Consider the following 16,119-nt stretch of genomic DNA (forward strand, 5'->3'; position numbering starts at 1 on the left):
CGGCGTTCGGGTGCGGCGCCGGCTGAACATGCGCTCCGGCACGCGGTCCCACCACGGCAGCCGGACAGCGCCGGCGCCATTTCCGTCAGCGGGAGACGGCGGTCTCCCCGAGCCAGCGTATCGCGTCGTCCCGGCTGCGGAACACCTCGAGCAGGTCGGGCTTGTCGTCGCCGTGCAGCGCCTGGAACATCCGTGAGACGCCGTAGAGGACGTCGGTGGGGGCGATGATGGCGTTGCGCGTCTGGTGGCCGGTCTCGGCGCGCTCCTCGTACAGCGCGAGGAGCCGGTGCAGCCCGGCGCTGGTGACGCCCATGTGCGTCACTGCGGACAAATCGACCAAGTCATCCACAGAGGCATCGTAGTCCGGCACCAGCAGCGCCTCGAAGGCCTCGAGCAGCTCGCGATCACCGATCGGGCCGCTGAACGTGACCGTCCGCCGTCGCAGCGTGGTGTCGAGCTGGAAGGTGATCGATGCGGTGGGCGCATGGGTGCGGTTCACGCGGAGAGAATTACGTGAACCCCGGCCGTCGTGCAAGCGGCGGAGGCCGCTGTTCCGGCGAAATGTTGCTTAATCCTCCCTAATTTTCCCGTTTCGACTCGCCGCGTTACGAGCTCGGCGGTAACGGCGCGCCGGGACCGGCCGCTCAGCGCGTGTCGAGCGCGGCAAGGAGGCGCTCGACGAAGCCGTTCACGGCACCGTTCTCGATCCAGCGCACCACGGCGACGAGGTCATGGTCCGGGTCGACGATCACGATGTTGGTCCCGTTGCCCACGTGGAAGAACATCGTGGCCGGACCGGCAGGCATGTACTTGCGGTCGGTGTTGAGGAACCAGTTCATGAAGCCGTACGTCGGCTGCGCCGGCGTCGGCGTCCGGGCCTGGCGGACCCACGCCTCCGACAGCACCTGCCGGTCGTGCCAGCGCCCGTTGCGCAGCGTGAGGTAGCCGAAGCGCGCCATGTCGCGCGCGCTGATGAACAGTCCCCCGCCCCAGTGTCCGCCACCCGAGACGGACTGCACGGCCTGGCCGTCCATGAGCACCCACGACGTCTCGTAACCGGTCCACTGCCAGGTGGTGGACGCGCCGATCGGCTCCATGATGAACTCGCGCAGCACGGCGGGGAGCGGCCGGCGCCAGACCTGCAGCGCGGCCAGTGCCAGGGCGTTCACGCGCACGTCGTTGTACTCGTACACCGTGCCCGCTGCGACCCGCGGGCGCGAGCGCCACTGCGACGGCTCGCCCGTGGGGCGGTCCGCCCACTCCGGCTTGCCCCAGAGCGTGCCCTCCCAGTCACTCACCTGCCGCAGCAGGTGATTCCACGTGATCGTGCGGTTGTGCGGGGTGCCGAACGGATCAAGCAGCGTCACGGCACTGGTGCCGGGCCCGCCCGGGAGCGCCGGCACGGGGCCGACGGCCCGAAACACCGAGTCGTCGAGACTCCGGATCAGCCGGCGGTCCAAGGCCACGCCGACGACCGACGACAGGAGGCTCTTCGTGACACTGTGCGTCATGTCCACGCGGTCGGGGTCGCCCCACTCGGCCACGATGTAGCCGTGGCGGAGGATCACGCCGGTGGCGTCACCGCGATCGCGGAACGGGCCGACCGCCGCACCATAGGGTTCGCGGCCGAAGGTGCGATAGTGGTTCTCCTCCATGCTGCGCGGGTTCTTCACCTCGCTGGCGATGGCGAAGGCCACCGCCGCCGCGAGCCGCGCCGAGTCGAGGCCGGCCTGTGCCGCGGTGCGGCGCTCCCAGGCACTGCCAGCGGCCGGGAAGTAGGGTGCGACCTCGCCGCGCGTGGTGGCCACCCGCGGGCGCTGGGCGGCGACGGCACCGGCGAGGAGGAACGCGGCGCCGGCGAGCACGGCGCAGGCGGTGGAGCATCGACGCGACGTGGGCAACTGGATCATCCGGCAGGAGACGGCGGCGTCCCGGATCCCGTGCCGGCGCCGCGAGGAACGCGCGCTATTCGGCCGGCGACTCGCCGGTGACCTCGACGACGTTGCCGTCGGCATCCACCATCACTTCGGGTTCGTCCGGCAGGCCGTTGCGGCGACGCTCGAGGCGCTCCTCGCGCTTCGCATCCTTCTTCGCCTTCCGCTCGATCTCCTTCCGGCGCTTCTCGAAATCGTAGTTCGGCTTCTTCGCCACGGCGTTCCCTCCCGCTACAGTGATGCGGCCGGGCTTGAACGCGGCTGCTGGGCGCACCGGACGAGCGTACGCATCGGACAGGGAAGATAGCCTGTCGGGGCCGCCGGTGGCGGCGGCGGCCCGTGCGGACCGCGTCACCCCTTCGGCTGCCGCGCCCGGACCCGCACGAGGTCGCGATACATCGCCTCGACCTTCTCCCGGGCCCACGGAGTCCGCCGGAGGAACTTCAGGCTGGACGGGATGCTGGGATCGCTGTTGAAGCAGCGGATGTCGATCTTCTGCCCCATCGCATTCCAGCCGTAGTGCGCGACCAGCTCCTCGAGGATGCGCTCGAGCGTCACGCCGTGCATGGGATTCGTGTGCTCGTGGGCGGGGGCCATCGGGTGGGCGGCGGGTGCGGATGGGGGTGGACCGGGCCACGAAAGATGCCATGCCAGCGCCGTCGGTGCGCGCGACACGGCGTCCGGGGCCGGGGGGGATGGCTGGCGAAACCGGCGCCCCCGGGCGAGCGTATTCCCACCATGCCACAGCAGACCCCCGCCGACGTTCGCGCGCCCGCCTCCGCCACACCGGCCCCCGGCCAGTCCGGCGAAACGCCGGTGCCGGCCGCGACGCCAACGCCGATCTCGCGCGAACAGGCAGAGTTCCTGCGCGCGCGGCGCACGGCGCTGAGCAACCAGCTCGAGTCCACACAGGAGCGACGCGACGAGGTGGCCGAGCAGCTCCGCGACAGCGACACCCAGGCCTCGGAACGGCCGGGACTCGAGAGCCGCCTCAAGGTGCTGGACGATCGCCTGGTGCAGCTGGAGGGCGACATCGCGCGCAACTCGCAGCAGCTGGCCAATGCGCCGGCATCATCGAATCGGACCGCGACCGGCACCACCGCGCCTGCGCGCCGCGACCGGCCGTTCAACGGGTTCAACCCGAACCTGGTGACCATCCTCGGCTTCGCGATGCTCTTCCCGCTGGTCTTCCAGTTCGCGCGCCGCATCTTCTCGCCGGACCGCGGCCCCCGCGTGGATCGGCAGCTGGCGGCCGAGCAGGCGGCGATGAACGAGCGCATGCTCCGGCTGGAGAGTGCGATCGATGCCGTCTCGATCGAGGTGGAGCGGATCGGCGAGGGCCAGCGCTTCCTGACCCAGGCGATGACGGATCCGGTGGAGGCTCGCCTGCACGGCGGCCTGGTGCCGGAACCGATGAGCGTGCGGGCCCGCGGGGCCATCGATCCCGCCTGACGGCGCCGGCGTGACCGCGCCGGTGGCCGGTCACGGATTAGACTGCCCGGCCATGACATCGACTCCGGGGTCCGAGCTCCCGACCGGCCGTGCAGGCCTGTCCCGTGACATGGGGCTGGTGGCCCTGACGGCAACCGGCATCGCGTCGATGGTGGGCGCCGGGATCAACGTCGTGCCGTTCATGATCCAGCGGAACGTGCCCGGCATCGGGGCCTGGGTGCTGCCGGCCTTCCTCTGCGCGGCCGTCCCCGCCCTCTTCGCGGGGCTCGCGTACGCGGTGCTCGCCTCCGCGATGCCGCGGGCCGGCGGGAGCTACGTCTACGCGAGTCGCGCGCTCAATCCCTACCTCGGCTTCATCGCCAGCTTCTCGCAGTGGTTCGCACTCTGCGTGGCGATCGGCGTCGTGTCGTACGTGCTGGTGCCGTTCCTGCGCGACATCGCACTCGCCGCCGGCGCCGAGGGTGCGGCGGCCGGCCTCGAGTCCACGCTGGCCAGGCTCGCCATACCGCTGGCGGTGCTCTGGCTGTTCACGCTCGTGAACGTGCTCGGCATCCGCTCCTACGAGCGGATCCTGGTGCCGCTGCTCGGGCTGACCTTCGTGCTGGGCGGCATCGTGATCGTGGCGGGGTTCCTCTTCGACGAGGGCGACTTCGCGCGCGCCGTGCTGCAGCGCGAGGGCCGGTCCCTCGCACCGCGGGCCGCGGCCGCACCCACGCTGCGCACCTTTCTCACGGCGGCGACGGTGCTCTTCAGCGGCTTCATCGGCTTCGACTCGATCGCGCAGGCCGGCGGCGAGGCGCGCAACCCGAGCCGCACCCTGCCGCTCGCGATCGGGCTGGCGGTGCTCTGCGCCAGCGTCTTCTACATGCTCTTCACCGCCGCCGTCTACCACGCCGTGCCGTGGAGCTACGTCGCCGACGAGGCGATGCGCCGCGACGTGAACGCGCCGGGCCTGCTCGGCTACGTGCTGCCGCGTGGATGGACGGTGGCCATCGTGGCGGGTGGCGCGGTCGCGCTCGCGAAGGACGTGCCCGCGATGCTGCTCGGTGTCTCGCGCCTGATGTTCGCGTGGGCCGAGGACGGGATCTTTCCGCGGTCGGTGGCGGCGCTGCATCCCCGGCACCGCACGCCGCACGTCGCGATCATCGCCAGCGCCGCGATGGCCACGGTCTCGGTGCTCGGCTGCCACCTGGCGGGCAACATGTTCCTCGGCGTCGACATCCTCGTGACGGCGATGCTCGTGAACTACATCCTGATGTGCGTGTCAGTGCTCACCCTGCCCCACCGGAACCCCGCGCTGGCGGCCGAGGTGCGCGTGCTCCCGAACCGCACGGCGCAGGTGGCGGTGGCGGTGGCGGGCATCGTCGTGCTGGGGGGCTTCCTCGGCATGCACACGGTGAAGGACCTGGCCGCACCCGTCACCGCCTGGTACTTCCGCTCCACGCCGGTGTGGGCGCTGGTGATGGGCGTGGCGACGGTGATCTTCCTCCGCGAGATGTCCGCGCTGCGCCGCCGCGGTGTGGACGTGCCCGCGATCTTCGCCACCCTGCCCCCCGAATGAGCGCACGATGACCACAGCCGCCGAACGCATCACCCTCGCGCCCGACCTGACGATCGCCCGTGTGGTGACCGGCCTCTGGCAGGTGGCGGACATGGAGCGGGACGGCACGACACTCGATCCCGATGCCACCGCCGCGCGCATGGCCCCCTATGCCGAGGCGGGGTTCACGACCTTCGACATGGCCGACCACTACGGCTCGTCGGAGGTGATCGCGGGCCGGTTCCGCCGCGGCCATCCGCAGCGCCCCGTGCAGCTGTTCACGAAGTGGGTGCCCCGGCCCGGCCCGGTCACGCGCGAGGCGGTGCGCGAGGCGGTGGAGCGTGCCGCGGTGCGCATGGGTGGCGGGCCGGTGGACCTCATGCAGTTCCACGCCTGGACGTTCGCGGATGCCCACTGGCTGGACGCCCTCTCCCACCTGCACGAGCTGCAGCGCGAGGGGGCCATCCGGCACCTCGGCGTGACCAACTTCGACAGCGCGCACCTGCGGATCGCGGTCGCAAGCGGGATCCCGATCCTGACCAACCAGGTGTCGTTCTCGCTGCTCGACCAGCGGGCGGCGGGCCGCATGGCGGCCACCTGCCTGGAGCTCGGCGTGAAGCTCCTCGCGTACGGCACGATCGCGGGAGGGCTGCTGTCGGCGCGCTGGCAGATGCGACCCGAGCCGCCGCGCGACGACCTCACGACGTGGTCGCTGATGAAATACGGCCGGTTCATGCAGGCCGCCGGCGGGTGGACCGCGCTGCAGCGGGTGCTCGCCGTCACCTCGGCGATCGCACAGAAGCACGGCGTGTCGATGGCGAACGTCGCGGCGCGGCACATCCTCGACTTCCCGGCCGTCGCCGGCGTCATCATCGGCGCACGCCTGGGCGAGCGCGAGCACATCGACGACAATGCGCGCATTGCCACCCTGCGCTTCGACGAGAGCGACCGCGCGGCGCTGCGCGACGTGCTCGGGACGCTGACGCCGATTCCCGGCGACTGCGGCGACGAGTACCGCAAGCCGCCGTACCTCACCGCCTCGGGTGACCTCAGCCATCACATCGAGGCCTTCCCGGCGCCGTACGCCGTGACGCGGGTCAGTGCGAGCCGGTCGTACTGCCTGAGCGGCACGCCGTGGGAGCCGCTCGCCGGCTACAGCCGCGCCGTGCGACTCGGCAACCGGATCCAGGTGTCGGGCACGACGGCCACGCACGGGTCGAAGACCATCGGCGGCACCGACCCTGCCGCGCAGACGCACTTCGTGGTGGACAAGATCGAGGGCGCCCTGGTGTCGCTGGGGGCACGCCTCGACGATGTCGTGCGGACGCGCGTCTACGTGACCGACATCGCACAGTGGGAGCCGATCGCGCGGGCGCTGGGCGACCGCTTCGGCCACATCCGTCCCGCGAACACGATGGTGCAGGCCCCGCTCATCGGGAGTGAGTACCTGGTGGAGATCGAGGCCGATGCGGAAGTGACCGACTGAGCAGCTGACGGGCGCACCGGCGGACGGGCGCGCCGCGTCAGGAACTGCACGAGAGCATCGAGGAGCCCGGCTTGTGCCGCGCCCACTCGGGGCGCATGCCCGCCAGCTCGTCCGGCACCTCGTCGTACGGCCGCCGGAGCACGGCGAGCAGGGTGTGGACGAGCGACTCGTCGCCGGCTTCCGCGCGTTCGATGGCCGTCTGCGCGAGGTGGTTGCGCAGCACGAACCGCGGGTTGACGCCATGCATGCGTGCCCGCCGTGCCGCGGCCGTGTCGCCCGGGGCGAGGGCGGCGTGCCATCGCTGCAGCCAGTCCGCCAGCGCCGCGCGGTGCCGGTCGAGGCGTTGCGCGTCGTACGAGACGGTGCCGAGCTGTTCGACGACGTCGGTCGTGTCGGTGCGCACGTCCGGCAGGTCGCCGAGTGCACGGAAGAACCTGGTGAAGTCCAGCGCGCAGTCCCGCAGCAGCGTCCACGCCTCGGCGATCAGCGCGTCTTCCGCCTCGCCTGCGTCGACGATGCCGAACTTGGCCCGGGTCATCCGGCCGGACTCGTGGCGAAAGGTGCCGGCATAGCGGTCGAGCCCCGCCTGGAGCGCGTCGGGGCCGTCGAAGAGCGGCGCGATGGCGTTGGCGAGTTGCACGAGGTTCCACTGCGCGACGGCCGGCTGCTGCCCGTAGCGATAGCGGCGGCCGGCGGCATCCGTCGTGTTCGGCGTCCAGTCGGGATCGTAGTCCTCCAGCCAGCCGTACGGTCCGTAGTCGATCGTGAGGCCGAGGATCGACATGTTGTCGGTGTTCATCACGCCATGCACGAAGCCGACGCGCATCCAGTGCGCGACCATCACCGCCGTCCGTTCGCAGACCTCGAGGAACCACTGCGCGCGCCGGGACGCGGGATCGCCGTCGATGTGCGGGAAGTCGCGGGCGATGGTGAACGCCACCAGCCGCTCCAGGAGCGCGAGGTCACCGCGGGCGGCGAGGATCTCGAAGTTGCCGAACCGGATGAAGGACGGCGCCACGCGGCAGACGATCGCGCCCGGCTCGAGCCGCGCATTCCCGTCGTAGAACATGTCACGCAGCACGCGGTCACCGGTGGCGACGAGGGAGAGCGCGCGCGTGGTGGGCACGCCGAGGTGGAACATCGCCTCGCTGCACAGGAACTCGCGGATGGACGAGCGGAGCACCGCGCGTCCGTCGGCCGCGCGTGAGTATGGGGTGGGACCGGCGCCCTTGAGCTGCAGCTCCCACCGCTCGCCCGAGGCGTTGACGGTCTCGCCGAGCGTGATCGCGCGGCCATCACCGAGCTGGCCCGCCCAGTTCCCGAACTGGTGGCCGCCGTAGCAGGCGGCGTACGGCGCCATGCCGTCGTAGAGGGCGTTGCCGCCGAAGACCGCCGCGAAATCCGGCGCAGCCACGTCCGCCGGCGAGAAGCCGACCAGCGCCGCGACATCCGGCGCATGTGCCACCAGGCGCGGCGCGGCAACCGGGGTGGGTGCCGCATGGCTCCACGCTGCGTGCCGCACCTGGCGACGCTCGGGCGTGCGGTCGGGATCGCCGGGCAGTTCCCGGACGAAGCGGTTGTCGAACGTCAGCGGGGACGTGGGCATGGAGGAAGGTACCGGGGCCTCGCGCGGGCCTGCCGGATTCAGGGCCCGCCGGACTCAGAGTCGCCGGTGCACCAGCGCGGGGAGCCGGCGCCGGATCGCATGCATCCGCTCGCTGTCGAATGGTGCGAGCGCAATACCCTCACCCTCCTCGACACACGCGACCACGTCACCCCACGGATCGACGATCATCGAGTGGCCCCAGGTTCGCCGCCCGTCGGCATGCACCCCGCCCTGCGCGGCGGCCAGCACGTAGCACTGGTTCTCCACCGCGCGGGCGCGCAGCAGCAGCTCCCAGTGCCGTTCTCCGGTGGCGTGCGTGAACGCCGATGGCGCGCAGATCAGGTCGAGCGGCGGCTGTCCCGGCGTGAAGGCCAGTGCGCGGAAGAGCTCCGGGAAGCGGAGGTCGTAGCAGACACTCAGGCCGACGCGCAGGCCGGCACCCAGCACCGACACGGGCGCGCTGCCTGCCTCGAGCACGGTGCCCTCATCGTACGACGCGTCCCCGTCGGCGAAGGCGAACAGGTGCATCTTGTCATAGCGTGCGGCGAGGGTCCCGTCGGGGCCGAACAGCAGGCTCGCATTCCGCACCCGGTCGGTGCCGGCGGCCAGGATCGGCACCGTCCCGCCCAGCAGCCAGACGGCATGGCGGCGCGCGAGCCCCGCCAGCGCCTGCTGGATCGGCCCGTCGCCCGCCCGCTCCGCGATCTCACGGCGGCCGGCGTCGTCGGTGCCCATGCGGCAGAAGTACTCCGGCAGGGAGATGAACGTTGCCCCGCGCGCGGCGGCCTGCGCGACCAGGTGCGCGGCCGTCGCGAGGTTGTCGGCCACGTCGGCGGACGAGACCATCTGGATGGCAGCGAGCGTCGGCATCCACCAAGCCTATCGGGGCGTGGCCGCGGAGGGGAGCGAGACCGGGCGCGCTTGACCTCCGCGGTGCCGGCGGTGTTCGTTCGCGATGCACTCATTCCGCCAGACCGCCGTCACCGCCCTGCTCGTGCTGCTCACCGCCTGCGGCGGTGGCTCCGACAACGGTGGCGTCACGCCGCCTCCCGTCGTGCCACCGGTGGTGACGCCCCCGGTGCTCGGGCAGGCCTACACCCCCAGCGGCCACGCCGCCGCCGGCGACGTGTTCGTGCACATGTTCGAGTGGCGCTGGCCGGACCTGGCACGCGAGTGCGAACAGTGGCTGGGCCCGCGCGGATACAAGGCGGTGCAGATCTCCCCGCCATCCGAGCACGCGATCATCCGCAACGCGGGCGCGTTCTTCCCGTGGTGGCAGCGCTACCAGACCGTGAGCTACAAGCTGGACCAGTCCCGGTCGGGCACGGAGGCAGAGCTCCGCGACATGGTGACGCGATGCAAGGCGGTGGGAGTGGACGTGTACGCCGACGTGGTGATCAACCACATGACCGCCGGCAGCGGCACCGGGAGCGCGGGCACGGTCTACACGAAGTACAGCTACCCGCCGGTGCCCTACTCGCCCATCGACTTCCACAGTGCCTGCGGCATCGACTCCTACGCGGTGGCGTCACAGGTCCAGAACTGCGAACTGGTCGGTCTCGCCGACCTCGAGACCGCGTCGGAGGGTGTGCGCGACCGGATCGCCGCCTACCTGATCGCGCTCAACGCCCTCGGCATCGCAGGCTACCGCGTGGACGCGGCGAAACACGTGCCCGCGATCGACCTCGATGCGATCCTGACCCGTGTGAACAATGCCGCGGCGGCGGCAGGCCGGCCGAAGCCTTATGTCTTCCTCGAGGTGATCCAGGGGGCGGGCGATGCCGTGACGGCGCTGCAGTACTACGGCGTCGGCTTCGCCTCGGGCGGCGCCACCGACATCACCGACTTCAACTACGGCAACCAGGTCAGCAGCGCCTTCTACGGCCGCGGCGGCCTCACGCTCTACTCCGCACTGCAGTCGATCAGCAGCGCGGTGCTGCCGTCCGACAAGAGCGTGGTGTTCATCGACAACCACGACACCCAGCGTGGCAGCGCATTGTACTACGCCGACTCCACCTACGAACTGGCGGCGGTGCTGATGCTCGGTCACTCCCAGGGGTACCCGAGCCTCATGTCGAGCTACGGCGTCGACCGCTCAGGCCAGCTCTCACGCGACGCCGGCCCGCCGTCCGACGGCAGCGGGAACACCATCGGCACGTACACGCCGGATCTCAACTCGCGCTGCACCGTGCTGTTCGGCGAGGTCCAGGCCGGCCAGTGGATCTGCGAGCACCGCAGCCTGGCCATCTCGAACATGGTCGCCTTCCGGAAGGCGACCGCCGGCACGCCGACCAGCAACTGCGGACGGGCGGACTGGCAGGTGGCGGGCGACCCGAACCGCGTCGCGTTCGGCCGCGACGGCGCCGGCTTCGTCGCGATGAGCCTGAGCGCGACGGAAGGCACGACGGCGCTGCCAACCCGGCTCCCGGCCGGCACGTACTGCAACGTCGCGCAGGACACGTACATCCCGGGTCCGGGCGTGTCCGGCACCTGCACCGGCACCGGGGTGGTGGTCGGGGCCGACGGCAGCGCGGCGATCACGCTCACGCGGCGGAGCGCCGTGGCGTTGCACGTCAAGGCGCGCCTGAACTGACGCGCCGCCGGCCGCCGGTGCGTCAGGCCGGCTTGTAGACCATGCACCAGAGCGACCAGAGGAGCGGCACCGCCGCCAGCCAGCCGGTGGCATTCCATCGCCCGTAGGTGCGCCGCAACTCCGCATCCTGGCCCGGCCCGAAGCGCAGCATCTTCCGCTGTGCCGGCACCAGCACCAGCAGCCAGACGGTGGTGGAGAGCGAGAGACCGATGATCGCCTCGCGGATCCAGCGCGTGCCCCACATCGGATAGCCGCGGCCGAGCGCGAGGGTCACACCGGTGCCGACCAGCAGGATCGCTCCACCGAGCGTGAACACCCAGTCCGTGATGACGATCGCCCGGGCCGGCAGCCGGAAGTCGATACGTTCGCGCTCGCGGAACATGATCGCCGCCCAGACGCCGGTGACGATCACGTTGCCGGCGAAGAGGATCGCCGCGAGGACATGCACCACGCGGATCGCACGAAGCGCACTGTCGGACAGGATCATGGCGGGACGGGCACGGCGACGGGTGGGGAGGAACGACGGTCTCGTGGCGGCGAGGCGCGGCGCAATCTGCGCGGCGGCCGCACCACCCGCCACGCATGCGCCGCGACGCCGCGCATGGCGGTCGACAAGAAACGAAAAGCCCGCACAGGGCGGGCTCTTCGGCTCAGCTTCTCTCGTGGTGCGTGCCCGGCGTCAGCCGAGCTTGTCCATCGTCTTCGTTTCTTCCGCCAGCAGGTAGTAGAACGTGACGCGGCTCTTGTTGCGCTCGGTCTTCATGCGTGACGCCACGCGCTGGATGCCGGCCTCGGCGTCCTCCGCAGAGAGCCCGAGCTTCTTGGCGGCATAGCCGACCTTGACGCGCTCGAGCTCTGCCGGATCACTGGTGGAGACGAGCGAAGAATCCTTGTTGCGGAGGGCAATGCCACAGTACTTCACGATGGACGCGACCGCGGCCTCATCGACGTCCGACGCAAACTTCTTCACGTCCTCGACATACTCGCTCACGCAAACCTCCTGGAAGGAACCCACGGTGGATGTGCTGCTGAGAATATTCTAATCAGCACCGTAGGGTGCGACTCGGCCGCTGGAATGTCAATCAGGGAAACGGCGTGATGGCTCGGGGTTCGTGACCCTCGCCGTTGAAAGGCTGAGTTCGCCAGCAAGGACGGTGGCGCGACGATTCCGGGGCATACTCGTCTGTTTCTGACCAAGCAGTCCCGCCGCGATCCCACCCTGTCCCGCACGATGTCCCTCGTTCCCCCCGTCCTCCGCGGTCACCCGCCGCTACGCGCGTCCCGCCGACTGCGATGCGCCATGCTGGTCGTCGTCGCGGCCTGTGGCGCGGGGTGCGGCGGCGTCACCGAGCCGGGAACCGCCGGGGTCCCGGTCACCGGTGCCTGGCGTTACACCGCGCGGCAGAGCGCACCTGCGGTGGCCGACCTTGCCGGCACGCTGCAGTTCTCCACGCAGCGCGGCGCGGGCATTGCCGGCGCACTGGACGTCGTGGAGACCGACGCGCGGGGCGTGCAGCGGCGGATCGCCGGTCCGCTGGCCGGGCGCACGGTGGACTCGACCACCGTCGACTTCGACCTCAGCGTGAGCGGGGCGACGCGCCGCCACGTGGGTATGGTGCGCGGCGATTCGCTGACGGGCACCTGGTTCGAGCAGTCGTCCGACGGGGGCGCTCCCACGGCCTCCGGCAGCTTCCGCGCGGCACGGACGCCCTGACCGGCCCTACGGGATCGGCTGCGACGGCGCGGCGCGGATGCCGTCGCCGAAGGTCACGGCGAGCAGCAGCACCAGCTTCGTGGCCGGCAGGCTGCTGGGGGCATCCGCCCACTCGGTGAGTGTGTGCTGGTTGCCGCCACGCGACCGGCCGATCGCGATGCTCGGCACGCCGCGCACCACGCCCACGTTGCCGTCGGTGCTCCCGGTCGCGATCGCCTCCGGCGCACCGGGCAGCCCGTCGATGCCGAGCTGCTTCTGGATGTCGATGGCCGTCTGGACCAGTGGGTGCCGTCGTGCCGGTTCGAGTTGCGCAGTGGTGCCGCCGGCCTGGTTCTTCTGGTCGACCTCCACGCGCAGCCCCACCCGCTCACGCGTCGCGGCCTCCTGCGCGATGCGCCCGATGGTCCGGTCCAGCGAGTCGAGCAGGATCGGGTCCACCGAGCGCAGGTCGACGGTGAAGTAAAGCTCCTGCGGCACGCCGTTGAAGATCACGCCGCCGTGCACCTGGCCGATGTTCACCACCGCGCCCTCCGGCAGCGCCGGGAACTGCAACGCGTAGATGCGCTGGATCGCATCCGCGAGGGCCTTCACCGGGGTGGGCTTGCCGCGGGAGGTGACGGTGTGCGAGCCGGGGCTCGTGAAGACGTACTTCGTCCAGTAGATGCCGAGCGCGCCGTAGTTGATCGGGCCGAGGCCACCGTCCATGGAGATCAGCAGGTCGGGCTTCGGGTTGTGGTCGAACCAGTAGTTCATGCCCCGCAGGCCGAGTTCCTCCTGCACGGTGGCGACGAACACCAGGTTGCCGCGGGTGCGCACGCGGGCGGCGTTGAGGGCGCGGATGGTGGCGAGCATGTTGGCCACCGAGGCGCTGTTGTCGAAGACGCCAGGCCCGTGCAGCGTGTCGCCCGCCACGCGCACCGTGAGGTTCGTCTCGAGCGGGTGGACGATGTCGAGGTGGGCGGCGAACACCACGGTCGGCCCGCCACCGCTGCCGGCACGCACGCCGGTGACGTTGCCGATGGAATCGGTGCTCACGCGCAGCCCTTCGGCTTCCATCGCGGCGCGCACGTAGGCGGCGCGCTGTGCCTCATAACGTGACTTGCCGGGCATCTCCGCGATGCGGATCCACTCCTCGACGTGCTTCGGCATGCCCTGCTCGACATGGGCGAGCGCGGCGCGCACGTCGGGGCGGCGCAGCACCGCCGCGTCCCAGGCTGTCGGGTAGGAGGCCTGGGCTGCGGCATGGGCAATGGGCAGCGCGGCCGCCAGGAGGATCGCAGCGCACGAGTGACGTGGCAGGGGCATCGGTGGGAGCGGCGTGTGTGGTGGGTGAGGCGGGCGCGGGAACGATATCAACGTGCGCGCACGGCAGCCCTCGCGCAGGCGGGGAGCCGGAAGGCACCGATCCGGCTGGAGTACGACGTGGCGCCGGCCGCGAGGTAGTCACCGACGTACCAGATCGTGCAGTCGTCGCGGGGGTCGATGGCCGTCTGCGTGTAGTCCTCCCATCGGAGTGTGCCCGACTGCGACCCGGCCCCGTGCACGAGCACCTGCTCCCTGAGCGTCAGCCTGCCGCGTGGATCGCCGGCGCGCCGGCCCGCGAACCGCTGCCCCGGCGCGGCCGTCGCGGACCCGAACGAGTACCCGATCCCGATGTCCCCGAAGCGATCGATGGCGGGGCTGCCGAGCCAGCGAAAGCCGCTGTCGGGGGCGAAGGTGCCCTGCTGCGCCACGTGCAGCGTGCGATCGGCGTTCACGCGCAGCTCGTACCAGCGCACGCCGCCGCCACGCGACTCGGTGTCCACCGAGTGCACGGCCACGATCGACTCGCGGTTGCCGATGCGCCGGTACACCACGCGGGCCATCAGCTTGTCGCCCTGCGCATCGAGGCGCCGCTCCACGCCCGGTTGCGGCACGCAGTTCGTGAGCTGCCCGCCGCACAGGTACCGGTACGGGGCCACCGCGATCGGCACCGGACCGCTGACCCGCGTCTGCGTGACGTCGTTCCAGTCCACGTGAAAGCTCCAGGCGTGGAGCACGCTGTCGGTGAGCTGGCCGCGCAGCTGTGTGCCGCCGGCGGCGAGCATGATGTTCGGCGCGCCGGCCGGCGGCAGCGTGGGGCCGTCGAGGTCGACGTTGTTGAGGAAGTTCACGCCACTGATGACCACGCATTGCTCTGTGGCCGGTTCCCCGCGCAGCATCCGCGCGCGGTCCACCACGCAGGCGTGCTTCTCGATCACGTCGTCGCCGGTGCTGGTGGGGACGTAGTAGCCGTCGGGCCACACCGCTGGCCGCGGATAGTCCGGGAAGAGCGGCCGGATGAACTCGTAGCGATACCAGGCGCCGGTGGGATCGGCGGTGGCGCTCACCGCGTAACACATCGCGTAGGTGCCCGAGTCGCGCGGGGCCGGGGGACGCGGGCCGAGGGTGTCGATCGCCGGCGCCGGCACGAACAGCGGCACCGCGGGGCCGGGCTGGTCGGCGCGAAACGGCTGGCTCAGCCGCGCCGGTCCACCGGGTGCCGGCGGCTCCGGATCGTCCGCGTGCCACTCACTGCGCTGGAACACCGGGATCACCACCAGCCAGCGATCGGCGAGCTGATCGTAGCGCGCAACGGCGTCGCCGCTGTTGCGCCGGCCGCAGGCGCCGCCGGCACCGTGAAAGAGCGTATTGGTGGGCACCGGGCCGTACAACACGCGACCGGTGCTGTCGAAGCGCGCGCCGCGCCGGCTGAAGATCGCGAGCCGCGTGTTGACGACCTGCACGATGTGGTCGCGACCGACCGCCAGCGTGTTGTCGGACGGATTGCGGAGCGCAGCGCGCCCCTGTGGGCCGGTGAAGCCGTTTCCCAGTCCCTCGAACGACTCCACCAGCGCCGGCGCATCGGCGGCGCCCATCGCCACCTGCTCCACGCCGGCCGCCGTGAGCGGCGCTGCGGGCCGGCGGGCGTGGCACCCCGACAGCAGGAACACGAGCGGGGCCAGCCAAAGCGCACCCGTCCCGCGCCGCCACACCCGACGTCGCTCGGCATCACGATTCCACGTCACGTCCGGTCGTCCTGTTGCTGATGAGGGAGGAGGGATACCCTGCCAGCCCAAACTGCCGGACAGCCAGCCGGGATGCCAGCCACCACGGCCGAGTCCGGAGCAAGGCGACCCCAATTCCCATGCCGCATTGACGGCGCGCGCTCCGGGGCGCAGTGTCCCAAGTACGAACGAAGTCCGGTGTCCCCGAGGAGGTACCACATGGTCTCCACCGTACGCGCGGCATTCGTCGGTCTCGCTCTCATCGGCTGCAGTGCACACGCTGGCGCACAGGCGGCTGCGCAGGCCCTGGCGGCCGCGGACCGCGTGCAGTTCATCAAGGTGATCGCACGCGACTACGTCTTCGACGCCCCCGCCACCGTGCAGGCCGGCATCGCCACCATCCAGCTCGTGAACCAGGGTGCGGACATCCACCATCTCACCGTCCAGGAGCTGCCTGCAGGCCGCACGGTGAAGGAGTTCTTCGATGCCACGCGGGTGGGCCGCGCACCGTCATGGAGCCGGAGCCTCGGCCAGACGGCGACGATCGCCAATGGCACGGAGACGTTCATCTCGTTCCGCATGCCGCCCGGCCGCTACATCCTCTCATGCATCATTCCCGCGAGTGACGGCCGGTCACACGTGGCGAAGGGCATGTATCAACTCATCACCGCCACCGCCGGCCCGGTGGCGGCGACGGCGCCACGCCCCCCTGCCCCGCGACGTCCCTGAGCATCGAAGGGCAGCGTCCGCCCGCGATGCACCGTGTTG

Annotated in this window: 16 protein-coding genes; 6 read left to right on the plus strand and 10 right to left on the minus strand. The window is 71.0% G+C overall.

The genetic code is table 11. From position 1 onward, the window contains the following. Window positions 1–85 precede the first annotated feature (85 nt). The 4 genes from IT355_07620 to IT355_07635 all read right to left on the minus strand — a co-directional run bounded on the left by IT355_07620 (window position 86) and on the right by IT355_07635 (window position 2,531). Window positions 86–499: a hypothetical protein gene (locus IT355_07620; GenBank protein MCC7053122.1), complete on the minus strand. Its 414-nt coding sequence runs from the start codon at window positions 497–499 to the stop codon at window positions 86–88. A gap of 145 nt (window positions 500–644) precedes the next feature. After that, window positions 645–1,910, minus strand: coding sequence for a serine hydrolase (locus tag IT355_07625; GenBank protein ID MCC7053123.1), 1,266 nt, complete (start codon window positions 1,908–1,910; stop codon window positions 645–647). 55 nt (window positions 1,911–1,965) lie between these two features. Continuing rightward, window positions 1,966–2,151, minus strand: a complete 186-nt coding sequence (locus IT355_07630) for a hypothetical protein (protein MCC7053124.1) — start codon at window positions 2,149–2,151, stop codon at window positions 1,966–1,968. A gap of 134 nt (window positions 2,152–2,285) precedes the next feature. After that, window positions 2,286–2,531 carry a DUF2132 domain-containing protein gene (locus IT355_07635; protein ID MCC7053125.1) on the minus strand — a complete coding sequence of 82 codons (246 nt, stop codon included), beginning with the start codon at window positions 2,529–2,531 and terminating at the stop codon, window positions 2,286–2,288. Window positions 2,532–2,672: 141 nt separating this feature from the next. On the opposite strand from IT355_07635, the gene IT355_07640 reads away from it, so the two are divergent. The 3 genes from IT355_07640 to IT355_07650 are packed head-to-tail and all read left to right on the plus strand — an operon-like array spanning window position 2,673 to window position 6,412. After that, a complete protein-coding gene (locus IT355_07640; GenBank protein MCC7053126.1) occupies window positions 2,673–3,386 on the plus strand; it encodes a hypothetical protein in 714 nt (237 codons plus the stop codon). A 52-nt stretch (window positions 3,387–3,438) separates the two neighbouring features. Further along, window positions 3,439–4,947 carry an APC family permease gene (locus IT355_07645; GenBank protein MCC7053127.1) on the plus strand — a complete coding sequence of 503 codons (1,509 nt, stop codon included), beginning with the start codon at window positions 3,439–3,441 and terminating at the stop codon, window positions 4,945–4,947. A 7-nt stretch (window positions 4,948–4,954) separates the two neighbouring features. Continuing rightward, on the plus strand, window positions 4,955–6,412 hold the full coding sequence (locus IT355_07650) for an aldo/keto reductase (protein MCC7053128.1): 1,458 nt from the start codon (window positions 4,955–4,957) through the stop codon (window positions 6,410–6,412). Between the two features lie 37 nt (window positions 6,413–6,449). Here the strand turns inward: IT355_07650 and IT355_07655 are convergent, their stop codons facing one another. Continuing rightward, the gene (locus IT355_07655) at window positions 6,450–8,018 is read right to left on the minus strand and encodes a YdiU family protein (protein MCC7053129.1); all 1,569 of its coding nucleotides are present in this window, start codon (window positions 8,016–8,018) and stop codon (window positions 6,450–6,452) included. Window positions 8,019–8,072: 54 nt separating this feature from the next. Beyond that, window positions 8,073–8,888, minus strand: a complete 816-nt coding sequence (locus IT355_07660) for a carbon-nitrogen hydrolase family protein (protein MCC7053130.1) — start codon at window positions 8,886–8,888, stop codon at window positions 8,073–8,075. Between the two features lie 85 nt (window positions 8,889–8,973). On the opposite strand from IT355_07660, the gene IT355_07665 reads away from it, so the two are divergent. Beyond that, window positions 8,974–10,611 carry an alpha-amylase family protein gene (locus IT355_07665; protein MCC7053131.1) on the plus strand — a complete coding sequence of 546 codons (1,638 nt, stop codon included), beginning with the start codon at window positions 8,974–8,976 and terminating at the stop codon, window positions 10,609–10,611. A gap of 22 nt (window positions 10,612–10,633) precedes the next feature. On the opposite strand, the gene IT355_07670 is transcribed toward IT355_07665, so the two are convergent. Together IT355_07670 and IT355_07675 are read right to left on the minus strand one after the other, a co-directional pair. Next, complete coding sequence (locus IT355_07670) at window positions 10,634–11,098, minus strand: DUF2269 family protein (protein MCC7053132.1); 465 nt, start codon at window positions 11,096–11,098, stop codon at window positions 10,634–10,636. Window positions 11,099–11,290: 192 nt separating this feature from the next. Next, window positions 11,291–11,602 (minus strand): DUF2853 family protein, encoded by a 312-nt coding sequence (locus IT355_07675; protein ID MCC7053133.1) that lies wholly within the window; start codon window positions 11,600–11,602, stop codon window positions 11,291–11,293. Window positions 11,603–11,911: 309 nt separating this feature from the next. Here IT355_07675 and IT355_07680 point away from each other — a divergent pair, with 309 nt between their 5' ends. After that, on the plus strand, window positions 11,912–12,325 hold the full coding sequence (locus IT355_07680; protein ID MCC7053134.1) for a hypothetical protein: 414 nt from the start codon (window positions 11,912–11,914) through the stop codon (window positions 12,323–12,325). Between the two features lie 6 nt (window positions 12,326–12,331). Here the strand turns inward: IT355_07680 and IT355_07685 are convergent, their stop codons facing one another. Both IT355_07685 and IT355_07690 read right to left on the minus strand, forming a co-directional pair. Continuing rightward, entirely contained in the window at window positions 12,332–13,630 is a 1,299-nt protein-coding gene (locus IT355_07685; protein ID MCC7053135.1) for a M20/M25/M40 family metallo-hydrolase, read from the minus strand. 47 nt (window positions 13,631–13,677) lie between these two features. Then, window positions 13,678–15,372, minus strand: a complete 1,695-nt coding sequence (locus IT355_07690) for a hypothetical protein (GenBank protein MCC7053136.1) — start codon at window positions 15,370–15,372, stop codon at window positions 13,678–13,680. 198 nt (window positions 15,373–15,570) lie between these two features. Here IT355_07690 and IT355_07695 point away from each other — a divergent pair, with 198 nt between their 5' ends. Beyond that, complete coding sequence (locus IT355_07695) at window positions 15,571–16,080, plus strand: hypothetical protein (protein ID MCC7053137.1); 510 nt, start codon at window positions 15,571–15,573, stop codon at window positions 16,078–16,080. The last annotated feature ends 39 nt before the right edge of the window (window positions 16,081–16,119 follow it).

This window comes from Gemmatimonadaceae bacterium, assembly GCA_020851035.1.
Taxonomy (GTDB): Bacteria; Gemmatimonadota; Gemmatimonadetes; order Gemmatimonadales; family Gemmatimonadaceae; genus JACMLX01.